Raw genomic sequence first — 19343 nt, forward strand, 5'->3', positions numbered from 1 at the left:
CGAAGCTGGCCGATGCGCCAGCCCTGCTGGAGCTGCCGAGCGACCGTCGGCGTCCCACCGTGCAGGACTTCGCAGGCGATGCGGTGCCCCTGGTGATCGATGCCGCCTTGACCGCACGCCTGAAGGCGCTGAGCCAACAATGCGGCGTTACCCTCTACATGACCGTGCTTTCCGCCTGGTCCGTGCTGTTGTCTCGCCTGTCCGGGCAAACCGACCTGGTCATTGGCACGCCCACCGCCAATCGACCGCGACTGGAGCTGGAGGGGCTGATCGGCTTCTTCGTCAACACCTTGGCTCTGCGCATCGACACCTACGGCCCACTCAGTGTCGCCGATCTGCTCACGCGAGTGCGTGAGACCGCGCTGAGCGCCCAGCATCACCAGGATCTACCTTTCGAACAGATTGTGGAAATCGTGCGCCCGGCGCGCAGCCTAGCCCACACGCCAATATTCCAGGTCATGCTGGCCTGGCAGGATACGGAACACAGTGACCTGGCGCTGGCCGATATCACTGCGCGGGTGCTGGATGCCACCACATCCTTCGCCAAATTCGACCTGACCCTGAACCTGGGTGAGAGCCCCGATGGTCYGGTCGGTTCACTGAACTACGCCACCGCCTTGTTCGATCGCAACACCATCGAGCGTTTCGGTGCGTATCTGCAGACGATCCTGTCGGCGATGGTCGCCGACAGCACCCAGGCTGTCGATAGCCTGCCGCTGCTACCCGACGCCGAGCGCAACAAGATCCTGGTCGACTGGAATGCGACCGCGACGCCCTATCCGGCCGAACGCTGCGTTCATGAGCTGTTTGAAGCGCAGGTAGAGTGGCAACCGGATGCTACGGCACTGCGTTTCGAGGAGCACTCGCTCACCTATCGTGAACTCAACGAGCATGCCAACCGCTTGGCCAGGCACCTCCGCGAACAGGGCGTGGGGCCAGGGGTAAAGGTCGCCATCTGTGTGGATCGATCCATCGAAATGATGGTCGGCCTGCTGGCCATCCTCAAGGCCGGTGGTGCCTACCTGCCGTTGGATCCCGCCTATCCCACCGATCGCCTGGCCTTCATGCTGGACGATGCGGCGCCTCCGGTTGTATTGACCCATGCCTCTTCGCAGGCACCGCTGCAGGCGGCACTGGACGCTCTTGCGGCACCTCCAGCGGTGATCGACCTGCTGGTTGATGCCCATACCTGGAAAACGCAGGACGCCACCAACCTGGCGCCAGCGATGCTCGGGCTGGGCAGCCGAGACCTGGCCTACGTCATCTACACCTCCGGCTCCACCGGCAGACCCAAGGGGGTAATGATCGAGCATCATTCCTTGGTCAATCGGCTGGTGTGGATGCAGAAGACCTACGGGTTTGACAGCCACAGCACAATCCTGCAAAAGACCCCGATCACCTTCGACGTATCGGTCTGGGAACTCTTCGGTTCACTGTCTGCCGGTGCCTGCCTTGTGCTGGCACGCCCGAATGGACACAAGGATCCGGACTACCTAGTTGGCCTGATGAATGACCAGCAGATCACAATTGTCCACTTTGTTCCATCTATGTTGCAGGCCTTCGTCGACCACGAGGGCAGCGCCGGCTGCACCTCCCTGAAGGACGTTTTCTGCAGCGGCGAGGCACTTCCAGCCATGCTGGCCCGCCGCTTCATGGAGCGGCTGGAGACGACCCGACTGCACAACCTGTACGGGCCGACGGAAGCAACTGTCGACGTCACCGCTTGGACCTGCCCGCGGCCTTTCGAGGAAGACCAGCCCGTCACCATCGGCCGGCCGATCGACAACACGCGAGCCTACATCCTGGACCCGGCAGGTACCCCAACCCCGATCGGCGTGGTTGGCGAGCTGCATCTGAGCGGCGTCGGCCTGGCGCGTGGCTACCTCAATCGCCAAGAGCTGACGGCGGACAAGTTCATCGCCAATCCGTTCGTTCAGAACGACCGGCTGTACCGGACCGGCGACCTGGCTCGCTTCCTGGCCAACGGCGACATCGAGTACATAGGCCGAAATGACTTCCAGGTGAAGCTGCGCGGCTTCCGCATCGAGCTGGGCGAAATCGAAGCACAGTTGGCGGCATGCCCAGGCATCCGCGAAGCGATCGCGCTCGTCCGCGAAGATATGCCCGGTGACAAGCGGCTGGTCGCTTACTACACCACCGATGCCGGCGCCGTTCCGTCTGCAGAAATGCTGACGTCACGACTGGCCGCGGCACTGCCCGAGCATATGGTCCCGGCAGCGTATATCAAGATGGAGGGGATGCCAGTCACCAGCAACGGCAAACTGGACCGTGCAGTACTGCCGGCACCCGACCGGGAGACCTACGTGAGCAAGCCATACGTGGCGCCGGTCGGCAGGGTCGAAAACGAGCTGGCGCAGATCTGGAGTGAGGTCCTGGGCGTGGGTACCATCGGACGCAACGACAACTTCTTCGAGCTTGGCGGTCACTCGCTGTTGGCGGTGCGCATGCTGGAGCGGATGAAGCAGTCCAACCTTCATGCCAACGTACTCACCATCTTCAAGGCCCCGGTGCTGATGCAGCTGGCCGAGGCGGTGCAGGGCGAGCGCACCACGCGGACGAATGTGGTGCCCCCGGCGGTTCCGGAGGGAACGTCCCGGATCACACCAGAAATGGTCCCGCTGGCGGCACTGAGCCAGGAAGACATCGATCATATCGCCGAGGCTGTCGAAGGGGGCATGTCCAATATCAAGGACATCTATCCTCTAACCCACCTGCAGGAGGGCATCCTGTTCCATCACCTGATGGAAACGCAGAGCGATCCCTACCTGATGTGGAGCCTTGTGCGGTTCGGTGAAAAGCAGGCACTGGACGCCTACGTTGAGGCATTGAACGCGGTGATCGCGCGCCACGACATCTGCCGGACCAGCGTGGTCTGGGAAGGGCTGACCTCGCCGTTGCAGGTGGTCTGGCGCCAGGCACCGCTCTCCCTACAGGTCCTGACGTTCGACGCTGCCGTTGGCGACGTCGCAGAACAGTTGGTTGGCCACGTCGACCCCCGCCACTACCGACTCGACCTCCAGAGTGCGCCGTTKATGCGAGTCTACGCCGCGCATGATGCCGCCAGCGGACAGTGGCTCGCGATCCGGATGGTCCACCACCTTATCGACGATGTCACCACGGCACAGCTGCTCAATCATGAGGTCATGGCCATACTTCACGGCGGCGCAGCCGCGCTCCCATCGCCCCTGCCGTTCAAGCACGTGGTCGCACGTGCGCGACATGAAGGCAGCAATGCCGATGATGAGGCCTTCTTCCGCAGTATGCTGCGCGACGTCACGGAGGCGACCGCACCGTTCAATCTACTCAACGTACATGGCGATGGAGCCCACGTCGTCGAAGCCAGGCGGCGCCTGCCCATCGGCCTGTCCCGGCACATCAGACGCAAGGCCAAACAATTGGGGGTCAGTGCGGCCAGCCTGTTCCACGTAGCGTGGGCGCAGGTCGTCGCGCGCACGGCCGGCCGGCCCGATGCAGTCTTTGGCACCGTGTTGTTCGGTCGCATGTCTCTGGACGAATCGGCCGACCGCATCTTCGGCCCGTTCATCAACACCCTCCCCATCCTGGTAAAGGTGGAAGGCGTGGGTGCCACCGAGGGCGTCCGCGCCACCCATCGACGACTGACCGAGCTCATGTCCCATGAGCATGCCTCCCTTGCTCTGGCCCAGCGTTGCAGCGGTGTAGCCGCACCAGCTCCGCTGTTTACCGCCATTCTCAACTACCGCCACGCCATGAATGAGGCCGGAAATCCCATCGATGGCATGACCTCCACCCAGGTCGAGGAGCTGGTCAGCGAGGAACGCACCAACTATCCGCTTGTGCTCAATGTTGACGACATCGAAGAGGATTTCCTGACCTCCATCCAGGTCCTGCCGGCAGTAGATCCCGATCTGGTCTGCAACATGGTACGCACCGCGTTGGAATCGCTGATCCAGGCCTTGGAACAAGAGCCGGACAGCAACCTGCAGACGCTCGGCGTGCTGCCAGCCGAGGAACGGCACAAGATTCTGGTCGACTGGAATGCCACCGCCACACCATACCCGGCCAAGCGCTGCATYCATGAGCTGTTTGAGGCCCGTGCCGCCGAGTCCCCGGATGCCATCGCGCTGCGCTTCCAGGAACATACCCTCAGCTATCGCCAGCTCAATGAGCAGGCCAATCGCCTGGCCAGGCATCTGCGTGATCAAGGTGTCGCCCCCGGCGTGCAGGTTGCCATCTGCGTGGACCGTTCGCCGGAAATGGTCATCGGCCTGGTCGCCATCCTCAAGGCCGGCGGTGCCTATGTGCCGCTGGATGCAAGCTATCCTGTCGACCGGCTTGTTTCGATGCTGGCCGATGCACGCCCGCAGGTGGCGATGGTCCATGCAGCTACCCGCGACAAGCTGCGTAGTACCTTTGCCGGCCTGCCCGTGTTGCCGGTCGTGGTGGACCTGCAGGCCGATGCACAGGCCTGGGCAAACCAGGAGGCCACCAACCTGCCACCGGCCCTGCTTGGCCTGGGCAGCCGTGACCTGGCCTACATCATCTATACCTCCGGTTCCACGGGTAAGCCCAAGGGCATCAAAGTTGCCCATGCTCCGGTCATCAACCTGATCCATTGGGTCAACCGGACCTACCAGGTCGATCACAACGACTGCCTGCTGTTCATCACCTCGATCAGCTTTGACCTGTCCGTCTACGACATCTTCGGCATCCTGGCCGCCGGTGCCACCATCCAGATGGCCAGCACTGACCAGTTGGCCGATCCGCAGCGCTTGGCCGAGGCTGTGCTCGATCCGCGCGTGACCTTCTGGGATTCGGCCCCGGCCGCCCTGCAGCTGCTGGTGCCGTTCCTGCAGCAGATACCCCGGCAGAATCCCTCGCTGCGCCTGATCTTCAACAGTGGTGACTGGATCCCACTGTCGCTGCCCGGCGCCATGGCCGATGCCTTCCCCAATGCCCGCTTCATTTCCCTGGGCGGTGCCACCGAAGCGACCATCTGGTCCAACCACTTCGAAGTTCACCAGGTCAGCGGCGACTGGCGCAGCATCCCCTACGGCCGCCCGATCCAGAACGCCCGCTACTATGTGCTTGATGCCCACCTGCAGCCGGTCCCGGTCGGCGTCATCGGCAACCTGTACATCGCCGGTCCCTGCTTGGCCGAGGGCTATACCGACCCGCAACTGACCGCCGAGCGATTCGTCTCCTCGCCCTGGCCGGACATTCCCGGACCGCTCTACTGCACCGGTGACCTGGCCCGCTTCTTCTCCAACGGCGACATCGAGTTCATTGGCCGCAACGACTTCCAGGTCAAGGTTCGTGGCTTCCGCATCGAGCTGGGCGAAATCGAGGCCCAGCTGCTGCACTTCCCGGGCGTCCGCGATGCCATCGTCATGGTCCGCGAAGACGTGCCTGGCGACCACCGTCTGGTCGCCTACTACACCACCACCCACGACGCAGACGTATCCACCGAACGCCTGCTGACCCACCTGGGCGGCAAGCTACCCGAGTACATGGTGCCGGCTGCCTACGTGAAAATGGACGAGATGCCGGTGACATCCAACGGCAAACAGGACCGCAAGGCACTGCCGGCACCGGATGGCGAGGCCTACCTCAGCCGGCCGTACCAGGCGCCGATCGGCGAGATCGAAACCGAGCTGGCACGGATCTGGAGTGAAGTCCTGGGCGTGGAGAAGGTCGGTCGCCATGACAACTTCTTCGAGCTTGGCGGGCATTCCCTGCTGGCCGTGCGCATCATCGAGCACATGCGCCGATCGAACCTGCAGGCGGACATCCGCACCATCTTCACAACACCGGTGCTCGCGGATATTGCCGCCAATACCCAAGAATACGGAGAGATCGTCCTATGAGCCTTGCCTCACTTCACGCGCTGCTTCAGGTTCGGCAGGCCTCCATCCGCCAGGTCGACGGCAAACTGTCCCTTCGTGGTCCCGGTGCCGCCTTGAAGGACCGCGAACTCATCGATCTGATCAAGTCCAATCGCGACCAGATTCTCGAAAGGCTCGGCGCGGGCGAGTCCTTCAACTACGAGCAGGATGAAAGCGAAGCGATTCCGGCCAACCTGCTCGAGCCGGGTGTGGACAGGATCGTCCCCGAGCTGCTCCCCTTGCTGGACATCACGCAGGAAGAGATCGATCAGATCGTCGCTTCGATGGATGGCGGCGCTGCGGCCATCCAGGATATCTACCCGCTCACCCCACTCCAGGAAGGCATGCTCTTCCACTACCTGATGGCCGACAAGGGCGACCCCTACCTCATCTGGAGCATCTACAACGTCGAGGATCGAGCCACTCTGGACGCCTATGTGGATACCTTCAACCAAGTCATCGCGCGCCACGACATCCTGCGCACCTGCCTGCGCTGGGAGAATCTGCGCGATCCTGTCCAGGTGGTGGTGAGGGAAGCCAAGGTCCAGGTCGAAGACGTCGATCTCGACCCGGGCGACGGGGATCTCATCGAGCAGATGAAGACACGCTTCAGCCCTACCCACTACCGGCTTGACCTGCGGACGGCACCACTGGTGAAACTGCTGGTCGCCAACGATCCGCATAGCGGCCGGCTGATTGTCATGCAGCTCATGCACCACCTCACCACTGACCGGACGACAGGTGACGTGGTGACCTCGGAGATCATCGCGATCATGACTGGGCAGGCGCAGAGCCTGCCAACGCCGGTTCCCTACCGCAACTTCGTCGCCCATGTGAAGTCAAGCCAGCAGGACAGTCGACCCGATGCATTCTTCAAGCAGATGCTGGGGGACGTACAGCGCACCACTGCGCCATTCGGCCTGCTCAACGTGCACCGGGATGGATCAGGAATCGTCGAACGCAGCATCGTACTCGGCGAGGACATCGTCGCACGGCTGGCCAGGCTCGCCCGCTCCGAGGGCCTAAGCATGACCAGCCTCATGCATGTGGCATGGGGACATGTGCTGGCGAAAGTCTGCAACACCGATGCACCGGTGTTCGGTACAGTCATGTTCGGCCGACTCAAGGCCGGCGGAAGCAACGAGAGAATTCTCGGAGTTTCCATCAATACGCTACCCGTGATAGTGCATGTTGGGCAATCGGTCATTGAATGTGCGCGACACATGCAGACTCTACTGGCAGAGCTCCTGCATCATGAGCATGCCCCACTCACCGTCACCCAGAAGGCCGCCAACCTGCCCAACGGCGTTCCACTGTTCACCTCGGTGGTGAACTACCGCCATAGCAGCTCCCGTGATCGTCCGCTACTGGACGCACCCGTCGTTCCGGAAGCCGGCATCAGCTTTGTGGAACAGCATGAGGGAAACAACTACCCGCTCACGCTTTCAATCGACGAGTATCAATCCGCGCTCAAGCTTTCGATCCAAGCGGCTAGAGGCATCGACCCCGATCAGGTGCTGTCCCTGATTCGCAATGCAATCATCGGCATCATAGATGCCATTGGGAACCATCCAGATCGTCCGCTGACGGATATTCCAATCCTGACAGCCGAAGATGAATCGACCTTGCTGGAACAGTGGCAGGGCCCGCAGTTGGTGGCAGCAGCGGGAAGCATCCAGCATCATGTCGATGATGCGATCACCCGTCATCCCGATTGCATCGCCGTCCGATCGGGGAATGAGGCGCTGACCTATCGTGAGCTCGGCAATCGAGTGGTGGCCCTTGCCGGCCACCTGCAGAGCGTCGGCGTGGAGCGCAACAGCGTGGTTGGTATCTGCCTACCGCGCTCGCTTGACCAGATCGTCGCGCTTCTGGCCGTGTTCAAGGCGGGCGGGATATATCTCCCGTTGGACCCGGACTACCCGACCGAGCGCCTGGATTACATGGCCCGCGACAGCGGCTGCAGCGTCCTGGTAACCCATTCGAGCCAGCAGTCGTTGCTTGATCTGCCAAAGGCCAGGACCGTGCTGATCGACCAGATCACCGGACAAGACCAGCCATGGACTGATCCAAAGACCTCTGCAAACGATACCGCCTACGTGTTGTACACCTCTGGCTCTACCGGTCGACCCAAGGGCGTGCCGGGCCTTCATCGAATGCTCACCGGTCGCCTGCTGCCCGAACGCGAGCGACGCGATGGAAGTGAAATCTATGCCCAGAAAACCTCCATCAACTTCATCGATTCGCTGTGGGAGGTATTCCTGCCGCTGATCACGGGAGCCACCATTGAGGTCATCCCACAGGCCGCACTGCTGGATCCGCAGGAGCTCTGCCTGGCCCTGCGCAAAGGTAACGTCAGCCACATCGTCCTAGTACCCACGCTGCTTGCCGGCCTCGCATCGCATCTACAGGCCACCGGCCAGAACCTGCCTGCCCTGCGCCTCTGTGTCTCCAGCGGCGAACCACTTCAGGCCGAATTGGCACAACGTTTCCACGACGCGCTGCCCCATGTGGAACTGGTCAACATCTATGGCACCACCGAGTTCTGGGACGCCAGCGCACATACCTTCAGCCCCAGCGAAGGTGGTGCAACCGTGCCAATCGGACGGCCACTGCCCGGCGTAGAAGTGTATGTGCTGGATGAACACATGCGACCGGTACCGCACGGCGTGGAGGGCGAGCTCTACGTCAGCAGCCACGGTCTGGGGCCCGGGTACCTCGGCAATCCCGAGCTGACCTCCAAAGCCTTCATCGACTCACCTCTCCAACCGGGTGTACGGCTGTATCGCACCGGAGACCGCGTCATCTGGCGGAATGGCATCGGCCTTGAGCATCGCGGTCGCGCCGACCGTCAGATCAACAAACATGGGTTTCGTATCGAACCCGGCGAGATCGAAAGCACCCTGGAGCAACACCCCGGCGTGGCCGAATCTATCGTGGTCAGCCACGGCGACGACCAGCAACTGGCGGCTTACGTGGTCCCGACACCGGCCGCGGCAGCTGATCCGGCTCCCTTCGGCCTGTTCTATTTCTCCGATGCCACCAGCACGCCCGGAACCGATGAGCTGGCGCTGTATATCGAAAGCGTGAAAGTAGCGGACCAGATGGGCTTCAACGCTATCTGGACACCAGAGCGGCACTTCACCGAGGTGGGTGCGGCATTCCCGAACCCGTCGGTGTTGAGCGCGGCCGCAGCCATGGTTACCAAGACGCTGCAGCTGCGTTCGGGCAGCGTCGTACTTCCGCTGCACGACCCGCTTCGGGTTGCCGAGGAATGGGCCGTCGTTGATCGCCTCTCCGGTGGCCGTGTTGCCCTCTCCTTCGCCTCCGGCTGGGTCCCCAACGATTTCGTACTCGCGCCAGACAACTTCCAACAGCGCCATCAGGCCATGCTCGAGGGGATCGAACACGTCCGGACGCTCTGGCGCGGCGGCACCATCACGCGAAAGAACGGCGTCGGCGACGTGGTCGAGATCGGTACCCAGCCGCGTCCGGTGCAAGCGGAGCTACCGGTCTGGATTACCGCTGCAGGTGCCCCTCAGACGTTCGCCGATGCCGGTCGCGTCGGCGCCAATGTCCTCACCCACGTCCTCAACACGACCGTGGCAGGCTTGGCCGACAAGATCGCCGCCTATCGCGAAGCGAGGCAACAGGCCGGGCATGACCCGTCCACCGGCCGGGTTGCGGTGATGCTGCACACCTACATGGACGAAGACGCGGCGGCAGCCATCGCCGAGGCCCGGCCACACCTGCAGAACTACTTCCGATCGCAGTTGAAGCTGCGCAAGGATGTCGGCGCAGCCCTTGGCCTCGACGTGCAAACTGATCATGAACTCTCCGACGAAGTGATCAGCCTTGCCGTCGACCGCTTCCTTGCCAGCAAGGCACTGATCGGCTCCCCGCAATCGTGCCAGGAGACCGTACGCGGCCTGCTCGATGCGGGCGTGGACGAGTTCGCCTGCCTGGTGGACTTCGGTCTGCCCGCAGAACGCGTACTGGCCAGCCTTCCGCATCTGAACCGACTTCGCCTCGTCTCGGGCCGACCGCTCCGTGCTGCAGAACTGCAAACATTGCTCAGCCGCGAACTCCCCGTCTACATGCGTCCTGCCAGCATCATCCTGCTCGACCGGCTTCCGCTGACACCGAGCGGAAAAGTTGATCAACAGGCCTTGCCCGACCCCGCCTGCCTACGCGCCAAGGCAGGCCCTGTTGCGCCGCGAAACGAGATCGAAGCCGGACTGGTCAGGATCTGGGCCGAAGTTCTGCGCCAGGAGCAGGTCGGCATTACCGATGGCTTCTTCGAACTCGGAGGAAATTCCGTCTCCGCCATACGGATGATCAACCGCGCCCAGAAGGCACTCGGCGTGAAGATCTCGGTCCGCGACCTGTTTGAACGCCAGTCGATCGCGGCCCTCGAACTTGGCGGGACCCCGCCGGAAACGCCGCGCAGCGCATTGACCAGATTGTCCAACGATAGCGCGGCGCCACCGCTCTTCTGCGTGCATGGCGGAACCGGAGATGCTGCGCACTACGCCAAACTGTGTTCAGCGATCGGGGAAGCTGCCACTCTGTATGCCATCCAGTACCCGACCCCTCCCGCTGAGGGCGCGGGCCCGGGCACCGTGGCCGGACTCGCACGCAGCTATATCGACCTGATCAGAAGCGTGCAGCCCAACGGGCCCTACCAACTGCTTGGGTGGTCTTTTGGCGGACTGGCGGTCTACGAGATGGCGCGCCAGCTGAAGGCGGCCGGCGAGGATGTCTCCTTCCTGTGCATGCTCGACGCGCTGATCGCCAGCGGTGAGCCACCCAGCCGGAAGTGGCCGGACCAACAGGCGCTGCTCTACATGCTGAAGGTGTATGACCTGATCGGCGACAGCAGCGAACTGGACGAACTGCAGCATCTGGCATCGACCGCTGAAAGTCGCCAACAGCTACTGCAGCGCGCATTGGCGTTCTTCAAACGCAAGCAGATCTATCCCGAGGCCGCTAGTATCGAGGAACTTGACCGACAGCTATCTGCGATCAAGGATGTCATTCACATGAGCATGCACTATCAGCCCGATCGATACGAAGGTGACTTGGTGTACGTCGGTGCCATGGACGATGACCACGACGTTCACGCAATGGTGGGGCGCTGGACCGAACTTGTGGATGGCCACATCGACCTCCTGAAGGTCGATATGCGCCACAACCGGATGTTCGACGACGCCCATATCGGACAGATCGGACAGATCGTCAGTGAGCGATTGAGGCTGCGCGACAGGGAGCTGGTTGACTGAGCGCATAGACCCAGCGCAATGCGCGCGCCCGTTGGACGCGCGCATTGCAGGTCCGCTCCAGGCTGCGACTACCCGCGCCTCCTGCCGATGGTCAGGCAGAAACTTCGTAAACGATGCTCTCTTCCGCGCCTTTGTCCGAATTGATGATGCCGGCGCCGGCCCCACGTTCCATCAAGCGCAGCCAGCAACCGGAATACTGATCGCCAAAGCCGTAGATGCCCCAGACGACGTTGAAAACGCCAAATCCGCTCTCGCCGCGTTGGCCATAGAACGGAAGCGACTGGCAGAACTCCTGCACCAACCAGTTTCCACTTGCCAAGCCTCGCATGACCAGTCTGATCCAGTCCTGGGTTGCCTGGTACTTGCCGACAAAAACGTCATCCCCTTTTCCACCCATCGCAACCTTGATTACGAATCGATCCTTGTTGCGCAGCAGCAGGGAGGGCAGGTCCTCCATAGCACCTTCGAATTCAACTCTGCCAGCGCGGAGCGGTGTTGCCCAAGGCAGGAAGCGTTCGATGATCGTGCACTCTTCATCGCTGAAAGACGCATGCTTGCGATGCCTGTAAAGCAAGGCAAGGGACCGTTTGTCCGCCAAGACCCACTGCAGCGTATTGTCACTCCAGATGATCTGCCCGGTGACGCTGGCCCGGAACAAGCCGGCCGGTGGGTCGTCGTGCGCGGAAAGAATAGCGCCAAGACGCTGACCATCGAGATAGACGCCATCGACTTCGAAAGCGAGGTCGGAAAGCTCAGTCCGGAAATGAATCGCGCCTTCGGCACCATGGTCTTTCAGCGCCTGCTCGAAAATCGACCTGAACATGCGTACGCCGTCCAGGTCGAGGAAATCGTCGTTGATGATGAAAGCAACATTGATCCTGCCATCGGAACCATGCGTCGCCTGCTTCTGAACGGAGCGGATCAGATAGCTCATCTGGCCATACGGGATATTCCGCGAATGACAGTCAAGGTTCTCGAAGAATGGCTGCAATTCACGCTGCTTCCGGTACTGCTGGTCCATCCACTGGATCTGCCAGCCTCCAATGGTGAAACCGAGATTGAGTTCGACGATCTTCAGCCCTTCGCTGGTCAGAATGGCATCAGTACGCTGGCACACGAACTCCGTATTCAAACTATCCGCAAGCACCATTTCGCCCACGACATCCGRCAGACCATAGAACTTGCAGAACCGGCGGGTATCCTTGCCGAACTCCAGCAGCACGGCCCGCATCACCAGTGCGGGTATCCGGCTGACGCACTCCTGCAACGTCCGTTGCATTTCAGGCGAAATGAACCAGGGCCAGGACTGCAACCCAAACTTGTAATTGCGCAGCATCGGCGGCAGATCGTCGTCGAGCAGGTCAAGCCTGGCAAGACATTTCCCTTGCCCCACTGCGTAATCAAGAAAGCGCGCTGCGACAGCGGAGACGCTTGCATGGTTATCGATGATTTCCTTTTCCATGATCCTTTCCCGGGAATGTGACTGAAGGACGGTGAAACCTAGAAAACGCCCACGTTGCGGACTCGGCAACGCCTTCCCTGACAATCTACCTTCTGCAGCTTCCGGCTCAGGTTGGCGCAGGCCGGCGGTGCTTCAAAATGTGAACAGGGACCGCGCAAGCCGATGAACTACCCGACTTTTTACCATATCCGGATGATCTCGTTACGTTGCGAGCCCTACGCATGCGACGGTGCTGCCCGCAGCCTGGAGACACACGCCGATGCGGCCTGTCTGCTGCTGCATTCTGTTCGCGCATGATGCAGACTTGTGCATCGTGGCAACCCGGGCCTAGCGAAATGGATATCGAACTGATGTACCGGACGTATGTACCCTGTGCTGCATTGACCGACTTGAATGGCGGAAAGTGCCCGGCATGAAACTCATTCCCCTCCTCCGTCGCCACCCGTTGCTGGCACGGGTCGTGCTGTTCCTGCTGCTTCCTCTCCTGCTGACCGCTGCCTGGCTGTGGATGGACCTGCTGCGCAGCCTGCCTGATCGGGGCAGCATTACTCTGCGGCAGGTAGACAGGCCGCCGGTGACGCTGAGCAGGGATCACCAAGGCGCCATCCTCATTGAAGCCAGCGCCGATCTCGATGCCTACTACGCCGTGGGCTATGCCCACGCACAGGATCGGCTATGGCAACTGCAGGTACAGCGCTGGATGGTTCGCGGGCGGCTCAGCGAAGTCTTCGGCAAGAAGAGTATCGATTCAGATGTCTGGTTCCGCACCCTTGGGCTGTACAACGCCGCCCGCGAGGCCTGGCCTGCACTGAGTCCTGAGGCCCAGCAATCGCTTTCTGCATACACGCGTGGCATCAATGAGGCAATCGCGGCCAACGCGTCACTGCCACCTGAGTTCCGGCTGCTTGGATTGAAGCCAGAGCCCTGGACCGAAATCGATTCCCTTGCCTGGATCAAAATGTTCGCCCTGACCATGGGCGGCAACTTTCGGCGCGAGATCGACCACTACCTGGCCATGAGCATGCTGTCTCCGCAGGAGGTCGGCCCCTTCTTCCCCTCGTATCCAGACTCTGCGCCCTGCACCGCCTGCGCCAGCGCCCCGCGAAAGGCACTCGAGGCAGTTTCGGCGCGACAGACTGCTCTGCAGCGGGACCTGCTCATCGCCTATCCGGGCACCGGCAGCAATGCTTGGGCGGTCCAGGGTCGACTGACATCGACCGGCAGCGCGTTACTTGCCAACGACCCCCATCTGGGCCTGCAGACTCCCTCGCTCTGGTATGCGATCAGCATCCGCACTCCGCATCTGCAGGTCTCCGGCATGAGCTTGGTGGGCTTGCCCGTGGTGGTTTTCGGACACAACGAGCATATCTCCTGGGCGGGGACCAACATGATGGCCGATACGCAGGATTTGTTCGTAGAGCGTGCCGACGTCGCGGGAAACCGCTACGCCACCGAGCAGGGTTGGAAGTCATTTGACGTCAGTCGGGAACTCATCCGGGTACRCGCCGATTTCCCGGAGCGTCTTCGCCAGCCCTATCTCCCTGTCGAGCTCAAGGTCCGACGCAGCATCCATGGGCCCATCATCAGCGACTACTTCAATGTCTTCGATAGCCCGGTTGCGCTGCGCTGGACCGGGCTGGACCAGGCTGACACCAGCTACGAGGCGTTCTACCGACTGGGATATGCAAGCGGCTGGGCCCAGTTCAAACAGGCGCTGCAGTGGYAGGTGGCACCGGCAATGAACATGCTGTACGCCGACCGGCAGGGCAATATCGGCTATCTCGCAGCCGGCAGGGTCCCGGTCCGAAGGCAAGGCCAGGGGACGCTGCCTGTTCCCGGCTGGGACGGCAGCCACGACTGGTCGGGCTACATTCCATCGGAGCAGTGGGTACAGGCCTACAACCCGCCCTCGGGCTACATCGTCAGCGCCAACAACCGCATTGTCGGGCTCGATTACCCTTACTTCGTGTCCAATGACTGGGCCTCGCCGGCACGTGCCAAGCGCATTGAGCAACTGCTCAGGGAACGCATCGATGCCGGACGCAAGCTCACCGCCTCCGACATGCAGAAGATCCAGGGCGATACGCTCGATCTAGATGCGGCAGCCTTGATGGATGTGCTGCGCGACCAGCTTCCACAGCAATCGCATGCCGGGACAGCAGCGGCATACCTGCGGGACTGGCACGGCGACATGCGCGCCGACAGCCAGGCGGCAACGGTGTTCAACTCCTGGATGCGGCACTTTCGTCAGCGCCTGTTCCAGGCTCGTCTGCGCGGCGGCTGGGAATCACCGCAGGCCAGCACGCTCGCGCGGCGTCTGGGCGAAGGTGTCGGCACAGCGCAGCTGACCGAGCTGCTCCAGGGTGATGGCCAGGGATGGTGCGATACACGCGACTCCGAATCCGCGCGCAGCTGCGCGCGATTGTTGGCGGAATCGCAGACCGATGCTCTCACCGAGCTGCATAAGCTACGCGGAGACTGGAGCATGCAGAGCTGGGGATGGTCGCACGTGCAGCAAACACGCTACTCGCACATACCGTTCAGTGGAATGAAACCGTTCAACCTGCTTTTCGAGCGGCGCATTGGCAACGGCGGCTCACTTGATACGATCAATGTCGCTGGATCCCAGTTCGTGGACGGAGAAGGGTACCTGCAGGGTTTCGGCGCTGGCTTCCGCCAGGTCATGGAGATCGGACCACGCGGCATCTCGCACGATTACATGATTTCGACCGGGCAATCGGGTAACCCGCTGAGCACGCACTTTGCCGACATGGTCAAGCCATTCCGCGACGTGCGCTACTACCGGCTGGGCTTTTCCACCCCTGCGGCCGAACACGCACGGCCATCACCCGCAGAGGGACAAGGCCGATGAAACTGTTCTCCCAGTTCTCCGAGCATGCGCCCAACCGGGTGTTTGCATCGGTCGTGCTCGGTGCGCTTTCGGGCATCTGCTATTCACTGCTGATCCCGCTGGTGCTCAGTGCAATCCGGGCAGATGACCCGCGGCTGCAAACAGTGGACTCGGTGCTGCCGCGCGTTTTCGGCCTCGAGATCGCTCATGCGCCCTTCGCCATGGTCTTCGCGCTCATCTGCATTCTCATCCTTGTCGCGCGGACGCTGTCCCAGATCATGCTCACCCGCATCGCCATTGACGTATCTTCAGGGTTGCGGACCCGCATGTACGCGCGTATCGCAAGTGCACCTCTCCCGGCGCTGGAACGCATCGGTTCGGCGCGCATGATCGCGGTTTTGACCACTGACATCCCCCGGATCGTGCTGGGCGCACGGATGATGCCTGACCTGTTGATCGACATTGTCATGCTGATTGGCATGCTCGGCTTCCTGCTGATACTGAACACGCATGTATTCATGTACGTGATCGGATGCATCGTGTTTGGAATCATTAGCTACCAGGTGCCGATGTTGATCGGACGCCGCTTCTTCATCCGCGCACGCGCTGGGTTCGATGGCCTACAAGAATCGATTCATGGACTGATTCATGGGATCAAAGAGCTCAAACTCAACGACGCCAAGCGCATCGCGTTCTTCGACGACGTCATCATGAGACATGAAGACGAGGTCAGGGTCAACGAGAAGGCCGGCCACACAATCGTCCGTGCCGCAAGCAACTATGGTGACCTGCTCAGCTTCTTCGTCATCGGCTCCATCATCTTCATCCTGGTCAACTACCGCACCATAAGCACAGAGGACCTGGTCGGGGTGGTGATGGCCCTGCTCTACATTACCGGCCCGATCGCGGTGATCCTCAATTCCATACCGCAGCTGAGCATCTCGCACGTATCACTGCAGCGGTTCGCCATCCTGTTCAATGAGATTCCCGCCGAGGCCATCGCCAACCACCAGGAGGACGTCCGCCCCTGGAGTGAGGTGAGGTTTGAAAAGGTCTGCTATCGTCATGAGCGCAAGGATGGCACCGGCTTTCAGGTGGGCCCGCTGGATCTGACCATCCGCCGCGGCGAGATTACCTTCATCGTTGGCGGCAACGGTTCCGGAAAATCCACGTTGAGCAAGCTGATTACGCTTCATTACCAGGCCAGCAGCGGTCGCATCCTGTTCGGCGATCAGCAGGTTGGCGATGCCACACTCGGGTCTCTTCGGCAGGGAATTGCGTCGATATACTCCGACTACTATCTATTCGACCGTGTCTTGGGATTGGACGATGCGTCAGCAGGCCCGCGTGTACAGGAATTGTTGCGCGAATTGAAGCTGGACCACAAGATCGCGTTCAGTAATGGGCGATTCTCCACACTGGCCTTGTCCGACGGCCAGCGCCGACGGCTCGCACTGCTCATTGCCGTCCTCGATGACAAGGATCTGTACCTGTTCGACGAATGGGCCGCCGACCAGGACCCGGTGTTCAAGGCAGTTTTCTATCAGGAAATCCTGCCGGCGCTGAAGCAGCGCAACAAGGCCGTTGTTGCCATCAGCCATGATGACCGCTACTTCGATGTTGCCGACCAGATCATCACGCTGGAAGAGGGACTGGTGCATTCCATATGTAATCCACTCACTGCACAGATGGATCATGTCGGTACGCACCAAGGGGTACGGGAGGCGCCTTGAACTCCATGATGTCTGACCTTGGCCACGGACCTGGCCCGCTACAGCGGTCGCCGACTCTCCTGCTGGAGCTGATCTCCGACATGGCTCCTGCCGCCAGGCCGGCCATTCTTGACGCGTGGTGCGAAGCCGATCTGTTTGACGCTCGCTGCTCCCCATCGGTATGCCTGCTGCGATTCGATGTCGACCGCTTCGACAATGGGCTGTTTGCCGCGACTGGAATTGAACAGCCGCCGCAGATCGCCCGTAGCGTGCACCGCCGGCAGGCGGAGTTCTTCTTTGGACGCTTGGTGGCGCGGGCCGCCCTCCAGTTGCAGGGCCTGCAGGTGGCGGGGATTACCATTGGCGATCAGCGGCAGCCTGTGTGGCCAGAAGGCGTGATCGGCAGCATCTCGCACATCGAGGGCCTTGCCGCCGCAGTGGTTTCTTCCGCAGACGTGTACGGCGGGCTGGGCGTGGACATCGAATCGGTTCACACCGTCGGCAAGGAGCCCCAGGCGCTGCTCGCAACGGTCGTCGATGAGCAAGAGTACGCCTACCTTCTATCGCGGCATGCCAACGAGGGCTTCGATGTACTGTTGACAACGGCCTTCTCGGCCAAGGAATCCCTGTTCAAAGGCGCGCATGCCGCTGTCGGTCGCTATTTCGACTTTTCCAGTGCAAGGGTGAAATACGTTGACCGACAACGCCGCGTGGTCTCGATCATCCTGCAGGAGACCTTATGCGAGTCGTTCGTTGCTGGTCAGTTGCTGCATATAGGCTATCGCCACCTACCTGGCGATATCGTGCTGACCGGCTTTTGTTGGTAGATCACGTCCCGGCCCCAGCCCCGGCGCGCACGCAGCACCATATCGGCGCGATACTTCACGCGATGGCGTTGGCACCTAGCGTGCAGGCAATACGTTGCAGGACCTGATCCCGCTGGCCGTGGATGAAGAAGTGATCGCCCGCGAAGAGGTGATGATCGAATCCAGCGCTGGTTTCCAGACTCCAACCAGTGATCTGATCGATGCTGGCACGATCCTCATCCGTGCCGGCGAAGGCCGTGATCGGCACAGCGAGTGGCGGCGAAGGCTGATAACGGTAGGTTTCGGCGAGGGCAAAGTCGGCACGTATTACAGGTAGCAGCATCGTCATCAGGTCGGGGTCGGCAAGAATTTCCGTAGGCGTACCGTTGTAGTCGCGCAGCACGTCGATCAAGGCACTGTCATCAAGCAGATGCCTCCCCTTGGGCTCGTCGCGAAAGCGAGGTGCGTGGCATCCCGATACGATCAGGTGACAGGGCAACGATGCTCCTCTAAGCGCCAGTCCGCGGGCCGCCTCAAACGCAACCAGCGCTCCCAGGCTGTGGCCGAAGAATGCGAACGGCCGGTCAACACTCTGCGCCAGCAACGGCACCAGCGTATCCATCAGTGTTGGCAGGTCATGATATGGAGGTTCGGCGTAGCGCGCGCTGCGCCCTGGCAACTGTACGGCGCAGATCTCCAAGGGCGCAGGTAGTTGTTCCTGCCATCCCAGATAGCTGGCGGCGTTGCCACCAGCGTAGGAGAAACAGTACAGGCGGACACTGTTCACTGCAGAGCCACGCTTGAGGAACCACGAACGATCCATCATGGCGCTTCTCCCTCCATCGCCGCGACTTCCTGTTCCAGTGCAACCAGGTCTTCGGCTGAGTACCCGGCCAGTATCCTGGCCACTATCTGGTCGCCAAGCGCGGCCAACCGCGGATGCTTGAACACCTCTGAAAGCGCGGGCTCAATGGCAAACTGCTGACGTATGCGCGTCACAAGTTGAATGGCCGTCAGCGAGTGCCCCCCCAGCTCGAAGAAGTGGTCGTGCCGTCCCACCCGCTCCACGCCCAGCAGCTCGACCCAGATCGCGGCCAGCGCCTGTTCCACCTCCCCTTCCGGCGCCACGTAAGCCCGCCCGGTCAACGCCTCCAGCCCCGGGGCAGGCAACGCATGCCGGTCCAACTTGCCGTTTGCCATCAGCGGCAATGCCGCCAGCACCACAAATGCGCTGGGCACCATGTATTCGGCCAGGGTTCGCGACAGCGCTTCCCGCAAGACATCCGTGGGCAACGTCACGCCCGCCTCGGCCACCAGATAAGCCACCAGGCGCTTGTCCCCGACG

General features: G+C 61.5%; 8 protein-coding genes. 5 read left to right on the top strand and 3 right to left on the bottom strand.

Annotation, left to right across the window (positions count from 1 at the left end; genetic code table 11):
* The first annotated feature begins 32 nt into the window (after positions 1-32).
* The gene (locus AC1DR7_RS17490; RefSeq protein ID WP_478076582.1) at positions 33-5867 is read left to right on the top strand and encodes an amino acid adenylation domain-containing protein; all 5835 of its coding nucleotides are present in this window, start codon (positions 33-35) and stop codon (positions 5865-5867) included.
* Entirely contained in the window at positions 5864-11167 is a 5304-nt protein-coding gene (locus AC1DR7_RS17495) for a MupA/Atu3671 family FMN-dependent luciferase-like monooxygenase (RefSeq protein WP_478054631.1), read from the top strand. Before AC1DR7_RS17490 ends, AC1DR7_RS17495 begins: the two co-directional genes overlap by 4 nt.
* Before the next feature lie 91 nt (positions 11168-11258).
* On the opposite strand, the gene AC1DR7_RS17500 is transcribed toward AC1DR7_RS17495, so the two are convergent.
* Positions 11259-12629, bottom strand: a complete 1371-nt coding sequence (locus AC1DR7_RS17500; protein WP_478076579.1) for a hypothetical protein — start codon at positions 12627-12629, stop codon at positions 11259-11261.
* Positions 12630-13041: 412 nt separating this feature from the next.
* On the opposite strand from AC1DR7_RS17500, the gene AC1DR7_RS17505 reads away from it, so the two are divergent.
* Genes AC1DR7_RS17505 through AC1DR7_RS17515 form a run of 3 tightly spaced genes read left to right on the top strand, consistent with a single transcriptional unit; the run spans position 13042 to position 18019 of the window.
* On the top strand, positions 13042-15501 hold the full coding sequence (locus AC1DR7_RS17505) for a penicillin acylase family protein (RefSeq protein WP_478076580.1): 2460 nt from the start codon (positions 13042-13044) through the stop codon (positions 15499-15501).
* Positions 15498-17213, top strand: a complete 1716-nt coding sequence (locus tag AC1DR7_RS17510; protein ID WP_478051719.1) for a cyclic peptide export ABC transporter — start codon at positions 15498-15500, stop codon at positions 17211-17213. The genes AC1DR7_RS17505 and AC1DR7_RS17510 overlap by 4 nt, the downstream gene beginning before the upstream one ends.
* A gap of 5 nt (positions 17214-17218) precedes the next feature.
* Positions 17219-18019 carry a 4'-phosphopantetheinyl transferase family protein gene (locus AC1DR7_RS17515; RefSeq protein ID WP_457489096.1) on the top strand — a complete coding sequence of 267 codons (801 nt, stop codon included), beginning with the start codon at positions 17219-17221 and terminating at the stop codon, positions 18017-18019.
* A 55-nt stretch (positions 18020-18074) separates the two neighbouring features.
* Here the strand turns inward: AC1DR7_RS17515 and AC1DR7_RS17520 are convergent, their stop codons facing one another.
* Both AC1DR7_RS17520 and AC1DR7_RS17525 read right to left on the bottom strand, forming a co-directional pair.
* Positions 18075-18824 carry a thioesterase II family protein gene (locus AC1DR7_RS17520; RefSeq protein WP_457489095.1) on the bottom strand — a complete coding sequence of 250 codons (750 nt, stop codon included), beginning with the start codon at positions 18822-18824 and terminating at the stop codon, positions 18075-18077.
* Positions 18821-19343 (bottom strand): phosphopantetheine-binding protein (locus tag AC1DR7_RS17525; protein WP_478076581.1); only part of this gene is annotated, 523 nt, incomplete at its 5' end. The genes AC1DR7_RS17520 and AC1DR7_RS17525, both read right to left, overlap by 4 nt.

The organism is Stenotrophomonas sp. P5_A9, from assembly GCF_056400525.1.

What these genes read in the sequence shown, in the direction of transcription:
- AC1DR7_RS17495 (WP_478054631.1), top strand. Translation starts at nt 5,864, where the DNA reads ATGAGCCTTGCCTCACTTCACGCGCTGCTTCAGGTTCGGCAGGCCTCC.
- AC1DR7_RS17515 (WP_457489096.1), top strand. Translation starts at nt 17,219, where the DNA reads ATGATGTCTGACCTTGGCCACGGACCTGGCCCGCTACAGCGGTCGCCG.
- AC1DR7_RS17510 (WP_478051719.1), top strand. Translation starts at nt 15,498, where the DNA reads ATGAAACTGTTCTCCCAGTTCTCCGAGCATGCGCCCAACCGGGTGTTT.
- AC1DR7_RS17520 (WP_457489095.1), bottom strand. Translation starts at nt 18,824, where the DNA reads ATGATGGATCGTTCGTGGTTCCTCAAGCGTGGCTCTGCAGTGAACAGT.